The sequence below is a fragment of the Sphingomonas sp. Leaf28 genome (assembly GCF_001421685.1).
Taxonomy (GTDB): Bacteria; Pseudomonadota; Alphaproteobacteria; order Sphingomonadales; family Sphingomonadaceae; genus Sphingomonas; species Sphingomonas aurantiaca.
The window spans coordinates 638,438-659,503 of sequence record NZ_LMKX01000001.1; the positions used below are offsets into that span (position 1 = coordinate 638,438).

The 21,066-nt window shown below is 67.8% G+C and carries 18 protein-coding genes; 3 read left to right on the plus strand and 15 right to left on the minus strand.

Annotated elements, in window-relative coordinates:
- Positions 1-136: 136 nt before the first annotated feature.
- The 4 genes from argF to parE all read right to left on the minus strand — a co-directional run bounded on the left by argF (position 137) and on the right by parE (position 5,925).
- Positions 137-1,057: an ornithine carbamoyltransferase gene (argF, locus tag ASE79_RS03040; protein WP_056411598.1), complete on the minus strand. Its 921-nt coding sequence runs from the start codon at positions 1,055-1,057 to the stop codon at positions 137-139.
- A 139-nt stretch (positions 1,058-1,196) separates the two neighbouring features.
- Positions 1,197-2,387, minus strand: a complete 1,191-nt coding sequence (locus ASE79_RS03045; protein ID WP_056411600.1) for an aspartate aminotransferase family protein — start codon at positions 2,385-2,387, stop codon at positions 1,197-1,199.
- 188 nt (positions 2,388-2,575) lie between these two features.
- Complete coding sequence (locus ASE79_RS03050) at positions 2,576-3,751, minus strand: hypothetical protein (protein WP_056411602.1); 1,176 nt, start codon at positions 3,749-3,751, stop codon at positions 2,576-2,578.
- Between the two features lie 164 nt (positions 3,752-3,915).
- Positions 3,916-5,925, minus strand: a complete 2,010-nt coding sequence (parE, locus tag ASE79_RS03055) for a DNA topoisomerase IV subunit B (RefSeq protein WP_056411604.1) — start codon at positions 5,923-5,925, stop codon at positions 3,916-3,918.
- Positions 5,926-6,084: 159 nt separating this feature from the next.
- Here parE and ASE79_RS03060 point away from each other — a divergent pair, with 159 nt between their 5' ends.
- The gene (locus ASE79_RS03060) at positions 6,085-6,945 is read left to right on the plus strand and encodes an outer membrane protein (protein ID WP_056413299.1); all 861 of its coding nucleotides are present in this window, start codon (positions 6,085-6,087) and stop codon (positions 6,943-6,945) included.
- Between the two features lie 574 nt (positions 6,946-7,519).
- On the opposite strand, the gene ASE79_RS03065 is transcribed toward ASE79_RS03060, so the two are convergent.
- Positions 7,520-8,272 carry a GcrA family cell cycle regulator gene (locus tag ASE79_RS03065; protein WP_056411606.1) on the minus strand — a complete coding sequence of 251 codons (753 nt, stop codon included), beginning with the start codon at positions 8,270-8,272 and terminating at the stop codon, positions 7,520-7,522.
- Between the two features lie 78 nt (positions 8,273-8,350).
- Here ASE79_RS03065 and ASE79_RS03070 point away from each other — a divergent pair, with 78 nt between their 5' ends.
- Together ASE79_RS03070 and ASE79_RS03075 are read left to right on the plus strand one after the other, a co-directional pair.
- Positions 8,351-9,205: an ABC transporter permease gene (locus ASE79_RS03070; protein WP_056411608.1), complete on the plus strand. Its 855-nt coding sequence runs from the start codon at positions 8,351-8,353 to the stop codon at positions 9,203-9,205.
- Positions 9,187-10,476, plus strand: a complete 1,290-nt coding sequence (locus tag ASE79_RS03075) for a serine hydrolase (protein ID WP_235516726.1) — start codon at positions 9,187-9,189, stop codon at positions 10,474-10,476. The genes ASE79_RS03070 and ASE79_RS03075 overlap by 19 nt, the downstream gene beginning before the upstream one ends.
- Before the next feature lie 238 nt (positions 10,477-10,714).
- On the opposite strand, the gene ASE79_RS03080 is transcribed toward ASE79_RS03075, so the two are convergent.
- The 10 genes from ASE79_RS03080 to uvrC all read right to left on the minus strand — a co-directional run bounded on the left by ASE79_RS03080 (position 10,715) and on the right by uvrC (position 21,037).
- A complete protein-coding gene (locus ASE79_RS03080) occupies positions 10,715-11,218 on the minus strand; it encodes a GNAT family N-acetyltransferase (RefSeq protein ID WP_235516727.1) in 504 nt (167 codons plus the stop codon).
- A 65-nt stretch (positions 11,219-11,283) separates the two neighbouring features.
- Positions 11,284-12,066: a LysR family transcriptional regulator gene (locus ASE79_RS03085; RefSeq protein ID WP_056411615.1), complete on the minus strand. Its 783-nt coding sequence runs from the start codon at positions 12,064-12,066 to the stop codon at positions 11,284-11,286.
- Positions 12,067-12,076: 10 nt separating this feature from the next.
- A complete protein-coding gene (apaG, locus tag ASE79_RS03090) occupies positions 12,077-12,475 on the minus strand; it encodes a Co2+/Mg2+ efflux protein ApaG (RefSeq protein WP_056411617.1) in 399 nt (132 codons plus the stop codon).
- Positions 12,472-13,677, minus strand: coding sequence for a trans-sulfuration enzyme family protein (locus tag ASE79_RS03095; protein WP_055881074.1), 1,206 nt, complete (start codon positions 13,675-13,677; stop codon positions 12,472-12,474). The genes apaG and ASE79_RS03095 overlap by 4 nt, the downstream gene beginning before the upstream one ends.
- Before the next feature lie 214 nt (positions 13,678-13,891).
- Positions 13,892-14,992, minus strand: coding sequence for a glycosyltransferase family 2 protein (locus tag ASE79_RS03100; protein ID WP_056411621.1), 1,101 nt, complete (start codon positions 14,990-14,992; stop codon positions 13,892-13,894).
- Entirely contained in the window at positions 14,989-16,035 is a 1,047-nt protein-coding gene (leuB, locus tag ASE79_RS03105) for a 3-isopropylmalate dehydrogenase (protein ID WP_056413303.1), read from the minus strand. The genes ASE79_RS03100 and leuB overlap by 4 nt, the downstream gene beginning before the upstream one ends.
- Before the next feature lie 40 nt (positions 16,036-16,075).
- Complete coding sequence (gene recO / locus ASE79_RS03110; protein ID WP_056411623.1) at positions 16,076-16,807, minus strand: DNA repair protein RecO; 732 nt, start codon at positions 16,805-16,807, stop codon at positions 16,076-16,078.
- A 272-nt stretch (positions 16,808-17,079) separates the two neighbouring features.
- On the minus strand, positions 17,080-18,024 hold the full coding sequence (locus tag ASE79_RS03115; RefSeq protein WP_056411626.1) for a GNAT family N-acetyltransferase: 945 nt from the start codon (positions 18,022-18,024) through the stop codon (positions 17,080-17,082).
- Positions 18,021-18,983 carry a hypothetical protein gene (locus ASE79_RS03120; protein WP_056411628.1) on the minus strand — a complete coding sequence of 321 codons (963 nt, stop codon included), beginning with the start codon at positions 18,981-18,983 and terminating at the stop codon, positions 18,021-18,023. Before ASE79_RS03120 ends, ASE79_RS03115 begins: the two co-directional genes overlap by 4 nt.
- Before the next feature lie 128 nt (positions 18,984-19,111).
- Positions 19,112-21,037 carry an excinuclease ABC subunit UvrC gene (uvrC, locus tag ASE79_RS03125; protein ID WP_056411630.1) on the minus strand — a complete coding sequence of 642 codons (1,926 nt, stop codon included), beginning with the start codon at positions 21,035-21,037 and terminating at the stop codon, positions 19,112-19,114.
- Positions 21,038-21,066: the final 29 nt, after the last annotated feature.

The window sequence follows — 21,066 nt, forward strand, 5'->3', positions numbered from 1 at the left end:
ATCACAACGCCGTCCGTCATCCCAGCGAACGCTGGGATCTCGTGCCGCAGGGGCAGTCTCCGTTATCGGGAGATCCCAGCGTGCGCTGGGATGACGGGCAGGCGAAGGATGAAAATGGGGAGCTCGCCCCGGCCCTTCAACCAATCTGCCCGAAGCACCAGCGCAGCACCGATTTCTGCGCGTGGAGGCGGTTTTCGGCCTCCTGCCAGATCAGCGACTGCGGGCCGTCGATCACCTCGGACGTGACCTCCTCGCCGCGATGTGCGGGGAGGCAGTGGAGGAACTTCGCGTCGGGCTTGGCCATCGCCATGAGCGCGGCGTCGACCTGATACGGTGTCAGCGCCTTCAGCTTGGTGTCCGAATCACTCTGCCCCATCGAGATCCAGGTGTCGGTGACGATGATGTCCGCCCCCTCGACCGCCTCTTGCGGCGACGCGACGACCTTGGCGCGGCCCTTGCCGAGCGCGACGTCGGCGTCGGTCGGCTGATAGCCTTGCGGACAGGCGGCGACGACGTCGAACTTCATCAGCCCGGCCGCCTCGACGATCGAGGCGAGCACGTTGTTACCGTCACCAAGCCACGCGACCTTGAGGCCGGGGAGCGTCTTGCCGCTCTCGATGATCGTCAGCAGGTCGGCCATGATCTGGCACGGGTGCGACGCGTCGGTCAGGCCGTTGATGACGGGGACGCTGGCGTAATGCGCCATCTCCTCGATCTTGGCGTGATCGTCGGTGCGGATCATGATCGCGTCGACATAGCCCGACAGGATGCGCGCGGTATCCGCGACCGACTCGCCGCGGCCGAGTTGCATCGAGCCTGCGTCGGACACGATCGAGGTGCCACCGAGCTGGCGGATCGCCATGTCGAACGAGAAGCGCGTGCGGGTGGAGTTCTTCTCGAACACCATCGCCAGCGTGTGGCCGGCGAGCGGCGCGTCGGCGTCCGCGCGGCCCTTGGGGAAGCCGGCGCGCGCCGCCTTGCGATCGAGCGCATCGGCGAGCATCGCGGCGATGCCGTCGGCGCCGGCGTTGGTGAGATTCAGGAAATGGCGGGTCATATCATCCTCCCCGGCACGGGGAGGGGGACCGCGCTCGCAGAGCGGGGTGGAGGGGGGCCTCCACGAGCGCTGCGCTGCGGGGCGATCCCCCTCCACCATGCTTCGCATGGTCCCCCTCCCCGTACCGGGGAGGAACAGTTCAATCGTCGGCGGCGGGCACGTAGACGCGCGCAGCGGTCGACAGCTTGTCGAGGCACTCGGCGATGTGGCTCTCGTCGATCACCAGCGGCGGCAGGATGCGGATGACGTTCTCGCCCGCCGATACCAGCAGCAGATTGTGATGATCGCGCGCAAACGCGACGAACGCGCGGCTGTCGCTCTTGAGCTTCAACCCGAGCATCAGCCCGGTGCCGCGGACGCTGTCGAACAGGTGATCGTGGTTGGGGATCATCTGCTCGAGCCCCTGCCGCAGCCGGTCGCCCATCGCGGTGACGTGCGCGAGGAACCCGTCCTCGAGGATCACGTCGAGGATCGCCTCGCCCGCCGCCATCGCCAGCGGGTTGCCGCCATAGGTCGAGCCGTGCGTGCCCGCGACCATGCCCTTGGCCGCCTCTTCGGTCGCGAGGCACGCGCCAAGCGGGAACCCGCCGCCGATGCCCTTGGCGACCGACATGATGTCGGGGGTGATGCCGTACAGCTCGTGCGCGAAGAACTTGCCCGTTCGGCCATAGCCGCACTGGACCTCGTCGAGGACGAGTAGCAGGCCGTGCTCGTCGCATGCTTTGCGCAGGCCGGTCAGGAATTCGTGGCTAGCCTGGCGGATACCGCCCTCGCCCTGGATCGGCTCGACCAGGAAGCCTGCGGTGTTGTCGTCGATCAGCGCGAGCGCGCCTTCGAGATCGTTGAACGTGGCATAGGCGAATCCGGGCAGCAGCGGCTCGAACCCGTCGCGCATCTTCGCCTGGTTGGTCGCCGAGATCGCGCCGAGCGTACGGCCGTGGAACGCGGTGTCGAACGTGATCAGCGTGTGACGCTCGGGATTGCCGTTGGCGAAATGATAACGCCGCGCGGTCTTGATCGCGCACTCGACCGCTTCGGCACCCGAGTTGGTAAAGAACACCGTGTCGGCAAACGTGTTGTCGACGAGCCGCTGCGCGAGGTGCTCGCCCTGCGGGCTGCCGTACAGGTTCGACACGTGCATCAGCGTGGCGGCCTGGTCGGCGATCGCCTTGGTCAGATGCGGGTGGCCATGGCCGAGCGCGTTGACCGCGATGCCGCTGGCGAAATCGAGATACTGCTGGCCGTCCTCACCGAAGAGGTACGCGCCCTCGCCTCGGACCGGACGCACGCCACACCGCGGGTAGACGGGCATGAGCGGGGTGATGGTCACGACGGCAGCTCCTTCAAACAACGAGGGCGACCTGTATCGGCCGCCCGAGCTGCTTGATACGAGGCCGAGACGCCCGGGGCAACACCGGTTAGACGCCATGCGCGATGACCCGGCTGGTGCAGCCATGGGCGCTGTGTCGACCCGGTACGGCAAACCGGTAACGACGGGCCGGGGGCCGCCGTGGCTGGTCAGCTCATTCCAGGCTCGACCGTCAGATCGAGTATCTCGATATGCGGAACGGACGACCGCGCACGGATCCGCGTCCCCTTCATGCTGACGACGTCGTAGACGATGGAATATCGCTCGATCCGCCGAAGCCCCTCATCGGACGGGGCGCGTTGCAAGGGCCGGTACCGGCGCTCGCCCAGCGCGTCGGTCACCAGTTTCATCCAGCCCGCATCCACATTAGTCGACGTGCGAACGGTATCGATGTCGCGGACCGTTCCATCGGGCGCGACCCGGAATGCGACATCGGCCCATTGCGGCGTCGCTTCGCCGTGCAACCGCGCCACGGTCGAGGGATTTTCCTGCCGCCAGTTGTTCAGGTCGATCGGCGGCGCGTAGATGAGTTCCGCCTTGCTGACACGATCGGTATTCGTCGCCGCGATACAGTCGCGCCCGGCGTTGACGCCCGTGCCCTGCAGACGGCACCGCAGGAACTTCGCGGCATCGCGAAACGGTGCCAGATCGGGTTCGGTCGTCTCGTCGATGCGACGGAGCGAATCGAACGCCGTTTGCCGATACGCCGGCACGAGCGGCGCGATCGACGTGTACAGGCCTGCGATACGAAAGAGCGCATAGCCTTTGACCCGGACGTCCCCCGCCGCCGCCGCCTGATTCGCGACCTTGTTGTAGACGTCGCGCGCGGCGATGAAGCGGCCCTCCTTGGCGAACGCGTCGCCGACCGCGAGTCGCTGGATGAATATCCGTCGGTCGGTCGAGGGAAGGCCGCTCTTGAGCGCGTCGAGCGAGTCGATGGCGGTAATGCGCGCGGCATCGCGTTGCCCGTTCACCGCCAGCATCCGGCCGCTGGCCCGCAACAGATCGCCCACCTCGACGGGCAATTCGCGTTTGTACCGCATGTTGCGCCCGCGTGCCTTTGCCAGCGTGCGCTGCGCCTCGGGATAATCGCCTGCGAGGAACTGGTCCTCCGCATACGCCAGCGAGGCGTCGATCTCCTCCTTCGGCGGACACTGCCGCGCGATACAGGCTGCCAGCGCGCGTGCGCTGTCCTCGACCCGCCGACCGACCACCACGATGGTCTTTCCCTCGCCATCGGCAGAATGTGCGGGCGCGACGGGGGCTGGCGCGGCCGCCTGACTGGAAACGGCCGCCTGAAGCAAAACGAAAGCAAACGGGATCATGCAGATACCCCTATTCATTCGACGGCGTACGCGCCGCGATCGGAACAGTGTATGCGCATGTATTGGTTACGCAAGATGATCGTTACGAAGAAATTTGCGGCGTCCTGGACGGCGTGATCGGCAGATACCGAGTCTAGCGACCTAGGCTTGACCTTGGCCTTTGCTCAGGCGTCGATCGCTTCCTCGTCCATGCGGCCCGCATTCTCCTGGATGAAGGCGAAGCGGTGGGCGGGGTTGTTGCCCATCAGGCGGTCGACGAGATCCTTCACCCCTGCCCGCTCCTCATATTCCTGCGGGAGCGTGATGCGGAGCATGCCGCGCGTGGCGGGGTCCATCGTGGTTTCGCGGAGCTGGTTCGGGTTCATCTCGCCGAGGCCCTTGAAGCGGCCGACGTCGACCTTTTTGCCCTTGAACACGGTGCGCTCGAGTTCGGCGCGGTGCGCGTCGTCGCGCGCGTAGACGCTCTTGGTGCCGACGGTCAGGCGGTAGAGCGGCGGCTGCGCGAGGTAGAGATGCCCGCGGCGGACCAGTTCGGGCATCTCCTGGAAGAAGAACGTCATCAGCAGCGTGGCGATGTGCGCGCCGTCGACGTCTGCGTCGGTCATGATGACGATGCGTTCGTAGCGCAGCGTGTCGGGCGTACAGTCCTTGCGCGTGCCGCAGCCGAGCGCGAGCGTCAGGTCGGCGATTTCCTGGTTGGCGAAGATCTTCGCGCTGGTCGCCGAAGCGACGTTGAGGATCTTGCCGCGGATGGGGAGGATCGCCTGAGTCTTGCGGTCACGCGCCTGCTTCGCCGAACCGCCTGCCGAGTCGCCCTCGACGATGAACAGCTCGGTGCCTTCGGGCGAGTTGGCGGAACAGTCGGTGAGCTTACCCGGCAGACGCAGTTTACGCGCGGAGGTCGCGGTCTTGCGCTTGACGTCGCGTTCCTGCTTGCGGCGCAGGCGTTCGTCCATCCGCTCGAGCACATAGTTCAGCAGCGCCTTGCCGCGATCCATGTTGTGGCTGAGAAAATGATCGAAATGATCGCGGACCGCCTTCTCGACGAGGCCCGCGGCCTCGGGGCTGGTGAGGCGATCCTTCGTCTGGCTCTGGAACTGCGGTTCGCGGATGAAGACCGACAGCATCAGTTCGCTGCCGACCATCACGTCATCCGCGCTGATATCCTTGGTCTTCTTGTTGCCGACGAGATCGCCGAACGCGCGAAGCCCGCGGACGAGCGCCTGGCGGAGGCCCTGTTCGTGCGTGCCGCCATCGGGGGTCGGGATGGTGTTGCAATACCAGCTGTACGAGCCGTCGCTCCACAGTGGCCAAGCGACGGCCCATTCGACGCGGCCTTGCGTCTCGCCGTTCGCGCTCGGGAAATCCTGCGAGCCCGAGAAGAAATCGGACGTCGCGCATTCGCGGCCGGCGATCTGGTCGCGCAGGTGATCGGCGAGGCCGCCGGGGAACTGGAACACCGCCTGTGCGGGCGTATCGTCACCGATCAGGTCGGGCGCGCAATGCCAGCGGATCTCGACGCCCGCGAACAGATACGCCTTCGAGCGGACGAGCTTGTAGAGACGCGCTGGCTTGAAGTTCAGTTCGGTGCCGAAGATCTCGGTATCGGGGGTGAACGCGACGCTGGTGCCGCGGCGGTTGGGCGTGGGCCCGAGATGCTCGATCGGGCCGAGCGTCTGCCCCTTGGCGAAGCGCTGGCGGTACAATTGCCGATCGCGCGCGACCTCGACGACGGTGTCGGACGACAGCGCGTTGACGACGCTGATGCCGACGCCGTGCAGGCCGCCCGAGGTGGCGTACGCCTTGCCCGCGAACTTGCCGCCCGAGTGCAGCGTCGAGAGGATCACCTCGAGCGCGGACTTGTCGGGAAACTTGGGATGCGGATCGACCGGGATGCCGCGGCCATTGTCGACGATCGTCAGGCGGTTGTCGGCGTCGAGCGTCACCTCGATCCGCGTCGCATGGCCGGCGACCGCCTCGTCCATCGCGTTGTCGAGCACTTCGGCGGCGAGGTGGTGCAGCGCGCGCTCGTCGGTGCCGCCGACATACATGCCGGGGCGGCGACGTACGGGCTCGAGCCCCTCGAGGACCTCGATCGAGGAGGCGTCGTAGGTATTGGCGGCGGGTTTGCCGACGCCGGGTGCGCCCGGGGACGCGAACAGATCTTCAGCCATGCACAGAGCGTAGCCGCAGGCGCTGGACAAAGCCACAGGCTCTGTTTGTTCTCCCTGTTACCGTAAAGTCACATGCGCTCAAATTGTTGCGTTGCGGGGAGAAATTCCTGCGCCCGCCCCGTTTATGAAAAACCTGTCATGATGTTTCCGGGAGTGAACATGAACAAGACGATGATGGTGGCCCTGATCGGGACCGCCGCACTGGGATTCGCCGCGACGCCTGCCGCGGCACAGGAGATGGCCGACGACGCCGCACCGTTCAGCGGCATCTATGTCGGCGCGGCCGGTGGGTATGACGTGCAGCCGAACGATGTGGGGTCGTCGATCCAGTTCGACCGCAACCTCGACGGCCGGTTCGGCGATGCGGTCACGACCGCGACGGGCGCCAACGCGTTCTCGCCCGGCTTCTGCAACGGCGCCGCGACCAGCAGCACCGCGCCCGCGGTCGGTGGCCGTGGCTGTCGCAACGACAAGAACAACACGGCCTATTATGCGCGAGTCGGGATCGACCAGCAGATGGGTAATATCGTCGTCGGCGTCGTCGGCGAGTTCGGCAAGTCGAACATCCGCGACAGCGTCAGCGCATTCTCGACCACGCCCGCCTTCTACACGATGACTCGCGACCTCGATTGGGAAGCCGCGATCCGCGGTCGCGCGGGCTATGCGGTCAACACGACGCTGTTCTACGGCACGTTCGGCGCGGGCTATGCGCGGATCAACCGCGATTTCTATTCGAGCAACACCGCCAACGCCTATGCGCAGAGCGGCAAGAAGAACCAGTTCGGCATCACCGGCGGCGGCGGCATCGAGCAGAAGCTGGCCAAGAACGTCTCGGTCGGGCTGGAATATATGTTCCACCAGTATCAGGACGACGATTACCGCGTCCTCGTCACGCGTGGGACGCAGCCGGCGACCAACCCGTTCGTCCTCGCGCCGAACACGGCGGGGACCGCGTTCAAGCGGTCGGACGATAATTTCCGGTGGCACAGCGTGCGCGGCACGGTGGCGTTTAGGTTCTGAGGCGCAGGGCGAGTCCTGCACCAAGCTGGTGCAGGACTCGCCCAAGCCCGGCCGGCGCGGCTCGCCGCGGTCGACGACATGGGCTTTGCCCATGTCTAGCCGAGACAGAAAAGGCCGCTTCCCCAGTCGAGGAAGCGGCCTTTTCATGTTCGGGATGCCTTGGCTACCGTCCTGCCCAGCGCGATGGTGGTTTGCTACCGATCCGCTAGCGTTTTCCCCGCGAAGGCGGGGATCCAGACTGGGCTCCCGCCTTCGCGGGAGAACAAGGCAAAGATTCTCGCCAGCAAACACACGGACCACCCCGGCGAAGGCCGGGGCCCAACTGGGGAACGTTGCTAACAGAGCGGAGCGCACGATTCCCGAGACCTTCCCGATTGGGCCCCGGCCTTCGCCGGGGTGGTGCCTCTCGAAGTCTAGGTGGTAGCAGTTTTGAAAAGGCCGCTTCCTCACCCGAGGAAGCGGCCTTTTCAAATCACGCTAGCCATGGGCAAAGCCCATGTCGTCGGCCGCGGCGAGCCGCGCCGGCCGGGCTTGGGCGAGTCCTGCGCCAGGCTGGCGCAGGCCGCCCTACGCCTCAGCGAGGCCGTGGGCCGCCGAACGGCAGCGGTGGCGTCGGGCGGCGATCGCGGCGGGGCAGCTGTGCCTGGTACGCATGACCGCAATGGTCGACGCAATAGGGGAAGCCCGGGTTCACGGCCTTGCCGCAGAAATGGAAATCAGGCTCGCCCGGATGACCCAGCGGCCATTTGCAGATGCGGTCGTTGAGTTCGAGTAGGCTCGTCTTGTTCGCCATCTCGGCGGACGGCTTGGCGGGCACGAGGCGACGCGGCGGCGCGGGCGTGCTCGGCGGCTGCTGCTCGCCGGGGGCCTGGCGGAGGAAGCCGCCGGGGCCGACCGAGCGCAGGATCGGCTGCGGCGCGCGAACCGGCGCGGCGACGGCAGGTGCCGCCTCGTCCTCGTCCTCGTCTTCATCCGCGTCGTCCTCGGGCTCTTCGGCGACCGGTTCGGGCGCGGCGGGCTTTGCAGCGGCAACGGGCGGCGCGACCGGTGCGGGTGCAGGCGCTGCAACCTCGACAGGCTCCGGTGCGGCGACTGGCTCGGGCGCCGCCGCTGCGACGGGTGCGGATGCCTCGGTCGCGGCGGCCGCCTTGGCGTCGGGATCGTTCGGCTTCACCGGCGACGGGCGCGCCTGCAGTTCGAGGCGGTGCGCCTTGCCGATCACGGCGTTGCGGCTGACGCCACCAAGCGCTTCGGCGATCTGGCTGGCGGTCTGCCCGGCCTCCCACATCGTCTTGAGCGTCGCGATGCGCTCGTCGGTCCAGGACATATTCGTTCCTTAGTCAGCGTCAGCCGGCCAGTGTTAAGCGGTTGCGGGCAGCAGCGGCAGCGATTACCCGCAACCTCCATGAGCAGCCAGCCCCCAATCGGTGAAATCCATTCGGCGGTGCATTCCGCCCCCGGCGTTCCCGTCATCAAGAGCGTGAACTGGGAGGGATTGCGAACCCTCTATATCAAGGAGGTGCGCCGGTTCTTCAAGGTGCAGCTTCAGACGGTATGGGCACCGGCGATCACGACCCTCCTGTTTCTGATCGTGTTCACCATCGCGACCGGCGCGAAAAGCCCGGTTCCGGTCGATGGCCAGATCGTCGCGTTCGCCGATTTCATCGCCCCCGGCCTGATCATCGCGCAGGGGATGATGGGGCCGGCGTTCGCCAATGCGAGCTTCTCGCTGCTGGTCGGCAAGATGCAGGGGACGATCGTCGATTATCTCCAGCCGCCCTTGTCGACGGGTGAGCTGCTGGGCGCGCTGGTCGGTGGCGCTGTGACTCGCGCGGTCATCGTCGGGGTCGTGGTGTGGGCCGCGATGGCACTGTATCCGGGCGTGCACGTCACGCCGCACGCGCCGCTCGCGATCATCTGGTTCGGGTTGCTCGGCGCGGTGTTCCTGGCGTTGCTGGGCGTGCTGACGTCGATCTGGGCGGACAAGTTCGATCATGCCGCCGCGGTCACCAACTTCGTGATTGCGCCGCTCTCGCTGCTGTCGGGCACCTTCTATTCGGTCGACAAGCTGGCCCCCGCCTTCCGCGCGTTCAGCCATGCGAACCCGTTTTTCTATATCATCTCGGGCTTCCGCTACGGGTTCCTGGGAATCGCCGATTCGCCGGTGATGATCGGCGGGATCGTGATCCTCGTGATCGACGTCGTGCTCGCGACCTTGTGCTACCGGTTGCTCAAGAGCGGGTGGAAGCTGAAGAACTGATGCGCAGGCTGGCACTCCGGCTGCTCGCGATCCTGATGGCGCTGTTGCCCGTCGGAGTCGGTGCGCAGGGGGTTCAGCCAGACGCGGCGTTGCGCGCCAAGGCGGACGCGCTGGTAGAGATACTGGACGGTCGCGGGGCGTACGAAACCTATTTCGCGGCGACTTTCCGCGACAAGGTCCCGGCGGCGCAACTGTCGGCGATCGGCGCGCAGTTGAAGGCGGCGATCGGCGCCCCGCAACGACTCGAGACGTTCACCGCGACCTCGGCTTGGTCGGCGGACCTGACCGTCGGGTATGCGCGCGGTACTGCGAGCGTCCGCCTGGTGATCGATCCCGCCCCGCCGCATGCCGCAACCGGGCTGCTGATCACCGGCACGGCGCCGCGCGACGACAGCATGGCCAAGCTCGAAGCCGAGTTTCGCGCGCTGCCGGGGGCCAGCGGGTTCGGGCTGTATGCGCTGGGCCAGGGTAAACCCGTGCCGCTCCTCGCCTATCGCGCCGATGCCGCCGCGCCGCTCGGGTCGGCGTTCAAACTGTGGGTGCTCGCGGAGTTGGCGCGACAGGTCGCGGCGGGCGAGCGGCACTGGGCGGACGTCGTGACGGTCGGCGCGCCGTCGCTGCCCTCGGGTGTGATGCAGACCTGGCCGGCGGGATCGCCGGTGACGGTGCAGACGCTGGCGACACTGATGATCTCGATCAGCGACAACACCGCGACGGATACGCTGCTGACGACGCTGGGGCGCGCGAAGGTCGATGCGATGGCCGCGTCGGCCGGCGGCAGCGTGCCGGTGATGACGACGCGCGAGATGTTCGCGGTGAAGGGCGATGCGGCGCTGACCAGGGCTTGGACGGCGGGGTCGGTCGAGGCGCGCCGGTCGCTGCTGGCCGCAAACGCGGCGAAGATCGCGACGGCCAGGCTGGATCCGACCGTGTTCGCGGGGAAGCCGGTGGCGATCGACAGCGTCGAATGGTTTGCCAGCCCGGCGGCGATGGCGGGGCTGCTCGATCGGTTGCGCGGGGCGGATGCCACGACCCGGGCCATACTGTCGGTCAATGCGGGGGTGGATCCGGCGATCGCCAAGCGGTTCGGCTATGTCGGGTTCAAGGGCGGCGGCGAACCTGGGGTCGTGACGTTGAACTACCTCGTCCAGACCAAGGACGGGCGCTGGTATGCCGCGACCGGGAACTGGCATCGCGCGGATGACGCGGTGAGTGAGGTCCGGTTCGCGGGGTTGATGGGGCGGGCGCTGGCGTTGCTGGCGGCGCGGTAGGCCGCTTCATCGCACTACGGTTCCCCCGCGCAGGCGGGGGCCCAGGATACCAGACGCCATCGCCTGCGGCCCTGGGCTCCCGCCTTCGCGGGAGAACGGCAGTGGGGTCTCCCAAGCTGAAGCGGCCCCCCGGCGAAGGCCGGGGCCCAGCTGGGGGACGGTGCTGACTGAGGGCGGCGCTTCGTTATATCCACCTATCCACCTGGGCCCCGGCCTTCGCCGGGGTGGAAGAGGTGGCTTAGGCGCGCCCGGCGGCCTGCCAGCTGTCCGCGCACAGCCCGTAGATCAGGCTGTCGCGCAGGCCGAGATGCGTTTCCCATTCGTCGCGCAACAGTTGCTCGCGGCGAAACCCCAAGCGCTCCAGCAACAGGATCGACGCGGTATTCTCGGTATCGGCGTCGGCGAACACGCGTTTGCGCCCCTCGGCGAAGAGTCGATCGATCACCGCCGACACCGCCTCGCGCGCAATCCCCCGTCCCCACGCCTCACGCGCAAGGATGAAACCGATCTCGGTCACCCCGGCCCCGTCGGCCTCGCTGCCCGAGACCCAGCCGATCGCGCGGTCGTCGCCGGTGCGGGTGATCGCCCAGGTGCGCTGGTTGCCGGGTGCGGCCTCCTCGGCGAGATACGTGCGGACATCGTCGACGCTGTCGAGCGGACCGTCGGCGGAATAGGCCATCAAGTCCGCATCGGCGAGCATCGGGTGCAGCGCCGTCGCATCGCCTTCGACGAGCGGGCGCAACCGGAGCCGGCGGGTCCTCAGCACCGGCGAAACGCCGGCACGCCGCGGTCTGCGCCCGGGCTGCCTCACGCGGTGAGCGCGTCGACGAGCGCGCGGACCTTCTTCTGGCGCCATTGCGGCAGCGGCGCGACCAGCCAATAGCCGCCCTGCGACGGCTGCGATTCGCCGATCAGCCGTACGCGGGCCTGCGCCAGATCGCGCCGCGCCAGCAGTTCGGGGACGGTCGCACGCCCCAACCCCGCCGCCGCCGCATCGATCGCGAGCCCGGCGTCGGTGACGCGCACCAGCGCCACGCCGTCCTCACCCGACCAGGCGATCGCCGAATCGCCATCCCTGCCGGGCGCTGCGATCGTCACCATGCCTTCGGATTCGATCGCCTCGCCCTCATGCTCGCCCGGGCCATCGCCCCAGCGTATCGCGAGATCGAGATTGGCCTCGGTGAAGTCGACATTCTCGTCCGCGGTGATCAGCACGAAGCGGAGTTCGGGATCGGCCTCGGCAATCTGCGCGAGCCGCGGCATCAGCCATTTCTCGGTCAGGTCGCGCGGCGCGGCGATCGTCAGCGATTTGGAGGACTGGCCGGCCTGCATCGCGCGGACCGCCTCCTCGAACTGGAGGAAGCCGCCGCGCAGTGCACCGAGGCCAGCCTCGGCTTCGGGGGTCAGTTCGAGCCCGCGCGTGGTGCGCCGGAACAGGACGACGCCGAGCGTATCCTCGAGCGCACGGATCTGCTGGCCGACCGCCGCCGGCGTGACCGCCAGCTCGTCCGCGGCGCGCGTGAACGACAGATGCCGCGCGGCCGCGTCGAGCACGCGCAGGCCGTTGAGCGGGAGATGCGTGCGCTTCATCGCGAACTCCTCAATGCAGCACCGCGGGCGCGAGGAGCGCGAAACGGGGGATCTCGACGTCGAAGATCGCGCCGTCCTCGCGGACCATGCGGTACGTGCCCTGCATCGCGCCCGATGGCGTCGCGAGCGGGCAGCCCGAGACGTAGTCGAAGCTGGCGCCCGGTTCGATCACCGGCTGTTCGCCGACCACGCCTTCGCCCTCGACCGAGTGACGCGCGCCGCGGCCGTCGGTGATCACCCAGTGGCGGGTGAGCAGCTGGACGGTCTCGTCGCCCTCGTTCTCGAGCCGGATGTGATAGGCCCAGAACCAGCGGCCACGCTCGGGCTCGGACTGTTCGGGCAGATAGCTGACCGACACGCGCACCGTTACCCCATCGGTCGTCGCCGCGTTGGGGAACAGCGCCTTCATAGACCGGCCTTGCTCAGCGCTTGGTCGAGATCGTCGATCACGTCCTGCGCGTCCTCGAGCCCGACGTTGATGCGGAGCAACCCTTCGGTCACGCCCATCTCGGCCTGCTTGTCGGGCGAGACACTCGCGTGCGTGGTCGAGGCGGGATGCGTCATCAGCGAGCGCGAGTCGCCGATGTTGTTCGAGATGTCGACCAGTTCGAGCCCGTCGAGCAACGCATGCGCCTGTTCGCGCCCCTCGACCTCGAACGCGAAGATCGGGCCGCAGGCGTCCATCTGGCGCATCGCCAGTTCGTGTTGCGGGTGGCTCGGCAGGAAGGGGTGCAGGACGCGCGGCACGCGGCCTTCGAGGAATTGCCCGACCTTCATCGCGTTCTCGGACTGGCGGTGGATCCGCAGATCGAGCGTTTCGAGGCCCTTGAGCACCACCCAGGCGTTGAACGGCGACAAGGTCGGGCCAGTGTTGCGCGTGAAGGGGAGCAGCGTGTTGGTGATGAAATCCTCGGTCCCGCAGACCGCGCCTGCGAGCACGCGGCCCTGCCCGTCCATCATCTTGGTTGCGCTGTAGGCGGTGACGTCCGCGCCAAACTCCATCGGCCGTTGGAGCGCCGGCGTCGCGAACGCATTGTCGACCACCGTCGTGATGCCGCGTTCGCGTGCGATGTCGCAGATCGCCTTCAGGTCGGCGATGTCCATCGTCGGGTTGGCCGGCGTCTCGAAGAAGAACACTTTGGTCTCGGGGCGGACCGCGTCGAGGAACGCCTGCGGATCGCGCGCATCGACGATCGTCGTGGCGATCCCGAACTTCGGCAGCAGCGTGTCGGTCAGCCAGCGGCACGAGCCGAACGCCGCGCGGCCGCCGACGAGGTGGTCGCCGGTCTGCAGCTGGCAGAGCAACGCCGCGGTCATCGCCGCCATGCCGGTCGCCATCGTCCGGCACGCCTCGGCGCCTTCGAGCAGCGCGATCCGCTCCTCGAGCATCTGCACGGTCGGGTTCTGCAGGCGGGAATAGGTCATCCCCTCCTGCTCGCCGGCAAAGCGCGCCGCGGCGTCGCCCGCCTTGTCGTAGCAATAGCCCGAGGTGAGGAACAACGCCTCCGACGTCTCGCCATATTCGCTGCGGGCAGTGCCGCCGCGGATGGCGCGCGTCGCGGGACGCCAATTTTGGGTGATCGAACGATCCTGGCCGGTCTTGCGCTTCATGCGCGCCGCTTTGCCGCTGGGGAGCCGCGATGACAAGCCTTGCGGCCGTAACGGTTGGGTTAGACCTACTCCAACGTCTCGATCCTCCCCCGCCAGGGGGAGGTGGCTGGCTCTTGCCAGACGGAGGGGGCGGTCAGGGAAACGCCGGTTGCGCGTCCTCCCCTCCGTCACCTGCGGTGCCACCTCCCCCTTGCGGGGGAGGATTTGGGCGTTGCTAGTACCGCCCCCAGGTGAATTTCGACGACAGCGCATAGTTCCAGACCGCGCCGACGAGCACGCCGATCAGAGCGGACGCCGCCCAGGCGCCGTCGCGCATCTCGTACAGGAACGCGGCGATGCCGACATTGGCGACTGCGCCGACCGAGCAGATCACCGCGAACGACACCCAGCCGTCGACGAGCTGCCGCCACCCCTTCAGCCGGCGATCGCGATAGGTCAGCGCGTTGTTGAGGAAGAAGTTGAAGGTGAGCGCGGCGAGAGTCGCGACGATCTCGGCCAGCACGAACTTCGCGCCGAGCCCGACGAACAGCGCGGTCAGCACCGCCATGTGGATACCGACGCCGAGCACGCCGATCGCGGAGAACATCGCGAACCGCACCGGCACGAACCGTCCGAACATCCGGTCGTACAGCGCGATCAGATATTCCATCGCGACGACGTGATCGAGCTTGCTCTCGCCCTCGGTGCGGCAGCGGAAGGTGTAGGGGACCTCGACGAAGCGGAGCGGCTGCGGGCTGGCGGTCAGCAGGTCGAGCAGAATCTTGAACCCGATCGCTGACAGCGACGGCGCGAGCTGGCGGACGATGTCGGTGCGGATCATGAAGAACCCGCTCATCGGATCGTTGAGATCGCACTTCAGCACGCGCCGCGAAAGCCGGGTGGCCAATGCAGACTTGGCGACGCGGTCGCTGTCCCATTCGCCGGTGCAGCCGCCGGTGACGAAGCGCGAGCCGATCGCCACCTCCGCCTCGCCGGTCTTGAGCAGGTCGAGCATCGCGGGCAGCACGGTCTCGTCATGCTGGAGGTCGCCGTCGATGACCGCCACGAACGGCGCCGCGGTGGCGCACATCCCCTCGATGCACGCCGACGACAGCCCGCGCCGGCCGATCCGCTGGATCACGCGCACCCGCGTGTCGAGCCGCGCGATCGCGCGCGCGGCGTCGGCGGTCCCGTCGGGACTGTCGTCGTCGACGAAGATCGCCTCCCACCGGCGCCCGACGAGCGCCTGATCGAGCTTGGCGATCAACGTCGCGACATTGCCCTTCTCGTTGAACGTCGGGATGACGATCGCGAGCTCGAGAAGGGCGCCGGTCAAGCGAGGTTGGCCAACACCGCATCGCCCATCTCACGGGTCGTCAGCGTGCCGCCCAGATCGGGCGTGCGCGCACCGGCGAGGATCGCCGCGGCGACTGCGGCCTCGATCCGGTCGGCGGCATCGGGCAGGTCGAGCGAGTGGCGCAGCATCATCGCCGCGGACAGGATCGCGGCGCACGGATTGGCCTTGCCCTGCCCGGCGATGTCGGGCGCGCTGCCGTGGATCGGTTCGTACATGCCCTTGTTCGAGTCGTTGAGCGCGGCCGACGGCAGCATGCCGATCGAGCCCGCGCACATCGACGCCTCGTCGGACAGGATGTCGCCGAACAGGTTGCCGGTGACGATCACGTCGAACTGGCCGGGGTTGCGGACCATCTGCATCGCCGCGTTGTCGACATACATGTGGCTGAGCTCGATATCGGGATAGTCGGCCGACACCTCGATCACGACGTCGCGCCAGAGCTGCGAGGTCTCGAGCACATTGGCCTTGTCGACCGACAACAGCTTGCCCTTGCGCGTGCGTGCGGTCTCGAAGCCGACGCGGGCGATGCGCGCGATCTCAGCCTCGTCGTAGCGCATCTCGTCATGGCCTTCGCGCAGGCCGTCGGCGGTGGTGCGGATACCCTTCGCGCCGAAATACACGTCGCCGGTCAGTTCGCGGACGATGACCATGTCGATCGACCGGGCGATCTCGGGGCGCAGCGCGGACGCATCCTCGAGGCCTGCGAACAGCTTGGCGGGACGTAGGTTCGCGAACAGGCCGAGGGCCTTGCGCAGGCCGAGAATGGCTTGCTCGGGGCGGAACTGGCGTTCGAGCGCATCGCAGTCGGGATCGCCGACCGCACCGAACAGGATGGCGTCGGCACGGCGGGCGAGGTCGAGCGTCTCGGGCGGCAGCGGATGCCCCGCGGCCTTGTACGCGGCGCCGCCGACAAGGCCCTCTTCATAGGTCAGGTCGAGGCCGAGCGTATCGAGCACCCGGCGCGCTTCCGCGGTGACTTCGGGTCCGATGCCGTCGCCGGCCAGTATCGCGATCAAGGGCATGTGCGTTCCTCCTGCGCGGCCCTTGCCGGGCAGTGCGCGCTCACGCAACCGCCCTTTTGAGCCGATCGACCAGCCGATCGCGCGCCGAGAGCGGGTCGGCGCGCCGGTCGACGAGGATGTCGCGGGCGAGGAAATGGCCGGTCAATCGGAGCCCGTCGAAGATGTCGGGCCAATCCGCCTCGCCGCCGACCATGAGGAAGCTGGGCAATCTGAGCAGCTTGGCCTCATAGCCGAACGCCGCCCCGCGCGAGACCGCGGCGCCGCTCTTGGGGCTTACGAAACCGAGATCGTCCGCGGTGCCGCTCGCGACGCACCGGTCGAGGTCGAGCCCGAAGCCGAGCTCCGCCAGCATCAGCAATTCGTACCGCACCAGCGCCGCCGCCCAGCCCCGCGCGGACGGCGCCGCCTCGATGGCGCCGAGCACGCCGTCGAGCGCGTCGTGGATCTGCGGATAGGGCTGCGCTTCGGGCAGCGCCGCCGCGGTCAGCGCGGTGGCCCATTCGAGCGCACCTGCCGCCAGCGGCTCGCCGTGCATCTGCGCGCGGCTGTGGATCAGCTCAGCGGTGAGCGAGGCGAGCTGCTCGCCGGTGCGCGCACGCCATTCGCCCTGGATGACGTTCGCCTGCAGCAGCACCGGCCGCATCGCGCGCGACCGCCCGCCGCGGACATAGCCGGGCTGCACGCCGTCGTTGCGGGTCAGCGCACGCACGATCGCGCCATGCTCGCCGTGCTGGCGGACGGCGACGACGATGGCGGCTGCGCGAAGGTGCATGGGGGGCCTATACCCCGGTCGTCTCGGGAGCGGGAGGGGGACCGCCTTCTGTCATACTTACGCCCGGCGATACTGCCCCGCGCCGTCTTGCCCCGCGCCATCCTGCTCCATCACCGTCATCCTGACGAAAGTCAGGATCCAGGGTAACGAGTGTCGCCCTGCGTGGCTCGGGATCCTGACTTTCGTCAGGATGACGGCGGGGGTGTGGGGCCTGCGATTCGCGGTGCGACGACATGGGTTCGTCACCTTGCTTGGGACTGGCAATCGCGACCCTAGCGGCGGATCTTCCGGGCGAACCTCGCCAGCGCCGGATGCGTCGCCGCCCGCTTGGCAGACGCCATCGCGCCGTCGAACCCCCGCAACGCCGCCAGCGTCGCGCGGTTGCCCAGCGTTGGCCGCAGCATCAGCACATCGACGCACGCCGTCCCCGCCGTCGAGAATTGGCGCTTGTGCTGGCCTTCCCCCTCGGTGAAGTCGAACCGTGCGAACCGGGCTTCCGCAAACAGGTCGCGCATCGCCTCGACCTGGAGCACCGCGCCGGGCGACAGGTCGTTATGCGCCGGATCGTGGCCGACATGATCGTATCGCAACGATTCGCCGTCGGCGGTGCAGCAGAGATACGCGACCGGCGCGCCCTCGACGAACAGCAGCCACGCGCGCAGCCGGTCCGCGTCGGCGAGCGACTCGAGCTCCCGCACCGACGCGGCATCGTCGGGCAGTCCCGATCCGAGCAGCTTCTCCTGATAGGTCGCCGCCGACACCGCGCGGGCGAGCGGGTGGAAGACCGCGAACGCCGCCGCATCGTGATAGCGCCGGATATCGAGCGCGCCGCCGTTCGCCGCGGCGAACTTCTTCGCCTTGCGCTTGATCCCCGAGCGCGCGCTGCCCGACAGGCCGGCGAGCCACGCCGCCTCGCCCGCCGCCAGATCGACATGATAGCGGACATAGCGCTGGCGGACGACCGCGATCAGGCCATTGCCGTCGAGGCCGGCGAGCATCGTCTCGGGCAGCGACGTCACCAGATAGCCGTCGGCCTCGTCGGGTAGCGCGGGCAGTGCGAATGGGGCCTTTTCTGCCGACGAAGCCAGCACGGCGTCGAGCGAGAACGGCACGCGCACCAGTCGTCGCGCTACCGTCGCCAGCGTCCGCGCGCCGATCTGGAACTTCAGCGCCAGCCGTCGAACGCGCGGGTCCGCCGTCGCCGGCGGCGCGGTCATGAGCGTTCCTCGACCCAGTTCGACCAGAGTTGCTCGGCTTGCCGCCAGCGCATGCGCAACCGGTCCGGCGCGAGCGGCACGTCGGGATGACCGAGCGCGAGCGGGGGGCGATCCGCGAAATGATGCGTCGGCAATGCCGCGCGCATCTCGTCGAGCATCGCACACAATGCGCGGAAACGCCGGACATGCACCGCGTTGGGCCGCGTCCCGCTGCGGTTGGCGAGTTCGAACCCGTGGCTGACGATCGTCACTGCGCCATGCCCCGACACCGCGGCATGTTCGAGCGCGTCATAGCTCTCGCCGGCGGACAGCGCGCAAAGCTGGAACGTGCGCACCCGGTCGCGCCGCTCCTCGATCACCGTGACCGGCACCTCGATCACGCCGCCGTCGCGACTGCGCTGCACGGGTGCGATCTGCTGCGCGGGCAGCGAGATCCGGCTCGTATGGGGCGCTTCGGAGCCGTTGTGGCTGCTGTCATAGGTGAAGCCCAGCGTCGACAACGCGGTCAGCGTGTCGTCATTGGCGGCGTAGCTGCCCGCGCGAAACGCGATCGGCTTGGGCGCGCCGGCCTCGACCAGCAGATCGGTCGCGCGCACCAGCAGGTCGATCTGCTCGGCCAGGCTATAGTCGTAGAGCTGGAAGCGGCCGTGATGCTCGCCCCGGTCCCCCCGCCGCGCCGCGGTCCAGTTCGGGTGGAGATGCAGCTGGATTTCCTGCCCCGCGGCGAGGATCGTCTCGACCATCCGCCGCACGGGCGCGAGGCCGTAGACGAGCGCGGGCATCGGATCGACGAAGAAACAGGCCTTGAGCGAATGCCGGGCGAGTTCCGCAAGCTGATAGCTCAGCCCGACGCCGGCGGGTTCGAGCGACCGCGCATAAATCTCGTCAGAATCGCGCCCCGCCGCATGATGACGCCAAGCGAATTCGGTATCGACGGTCAGGAAAACGGGCGTTGGCACGTCACAATGTAACAATGGCGAGTGAAGAATGGGTTTAGTTTTATGCAATCAGTTTGATCTCGATCTATTTCCACGAACGCAGCCTGGGTTTGGGGCAGGTGTGGCGCCCCGTAGCGCCCCCCGCCCCGTCACCGCGAATGGTAGAAGTCGTAGACCTGTTGCGCGACGCCCGCCGAGACGCCCGGCGCCTGTTGCAGATCCTGCAGGCTCGCGTTGCGCACCGCGCGGCCGGTGCCGAAATGCATCAGCAATGCCTTCTTGCGCGCGGGGCCGATGCCGGGGACCTCGTCGAGCGGGCTGGCGCCGATCGCCTTGCTGCGCTTGTCGCGGTGGACGCCGATCGCGAAGCGGTGGACCTCGTCGCGCAGCCGCTGGAGGTAGAACAGCACCGGCGCGTTGACGGGCAGCTGGAATTCGCGGCCGTCGAGCATGTGGAACACCTCGCGCCCGTCGCGGCCATGCTGCGGCCCCTTGGCGATCCCGACGAGGCACACGTCCTCGACGCCGATCTCTTCGAGCGCAGCCTTGACCGTGTTGAGCTGCCCCTTGCCGCCGTCGATCAGCACCAGGTCCGGCCATTCGCCCGAATCGCGATCGGGATCCTCGGCCTGCGCACGTGCGAAGCGCCGCGTAAAGACCTCGCGCATCATCCCGAAATCGTCGCCCGGGATGGTGTCCTTGTCCTTGATGTTGAACTTTCGATACTGGCCCTTGCGGAAGCCCTCGGGCCCCGCGACGACCATCGCGCCGGTCGCGGCGGTGCCCTGGATATGGCTGTTGTCGTAGATCTCGATGCGCTGCGGCGGCTCGGCGAGGTCGAACAGGTCGGCGACCTCGCGCAGCAGCTTCGCCTGCGTCGTCGATTCGGCCTGGCGACGCTCGATCGCCTCGATCGCGTTGCGCTTGGCCTGATCCATCAGGCGGCGGCGATCGCCGCGTTGCGGGACCTGGAGCGCGACCTTGTAGCCCGCGCGTTCGCCCAGCGCCTCGACCAGCAGCGCGGCCTCGGGGAGTTCGCGGTCGAGCAGGATCTGGCGGGCGGGCGGCACGTCCTCGTAGAACTGGCCGAGGAAGCTGGTGAGCACCTCGTCCTCGGGCACGTCGTTGGTGTGCTGCGGGAAGAAGCTGCGATGCCCCCAATTCTGGCCGCCGCGGATGAAGAACGCCTGGATGCCGATGAGGCCGTCCTTGCACGCCATCGCGAAGATATCCGCGTCGCCCACGCCCTCGGCATTGATCGCCTGCGTGCCCTGGATGAACGTCAGCGCCTTCAACCGGTCGCGCAGCAGCGCGGCGAGTTCGAAGTCCATATTCTCGGCCGCGGCCTGCATCTGCGCGCCGAGCTTGGCCTGCACGCCGGTCGACTTGCCCGCGAGGAAGCTCTTCGCGTCGTCGACCAGCTCCTTGTACGCGCCCTCCTCGATCCGGCCGACGCACGGCGCGGAGCAGCGCTTGATCTGGTAGAGCAGGCACGGCCGGTCGCGCGTCTTGAAGAAGCTGTCGGTGCAGCTGCGCAGCAGGAACAGCTTCTGGAGCGCGTTGAGCGTGTTGTTGACCGACCCGGCGCTGGCGAACGGGCCATAATAATTGCCCTTCGCACGCCTGGCGCCGCGGTGCTTCTGGACGCGCGGGAAATCATGATCGTCGCGCAGCAGGATGAAGGGGAAGCTCTTATCGTCGCGCAGCAACACGTTGTAGGCAGGGCGATAGCGCTTGATGAGCTGCGATTCGAGCAGCAGCGCCTCGGCTTCGTTGTTGGTCGTGACGATCGTCATCGACCGCGTCTGCGATACCATCCGCTGGAGGCGCTTCGTCAGCCGCTCGACCTGCACATAGTTGGCGACGCGGTTCCTGAGCGCACGCGCCTTGCCGACATAGAGCACGTCGCCGCGCGCATCCTGCATGCGATAGACGCCGGGGCGTATCGGCAGCGTGTCGAGCACGTTGCGGATCGCCGCGACGCCCGCCGCAAGATCGGGCGCTTCACCACCGCCGCGCACCGCGAACGTGGATTTGTCTTCGTTGAATCGATCGGGGGAGTTGGGAGAGGACATTGCAGGGGAATCTAGGCGCTACCCCCCGC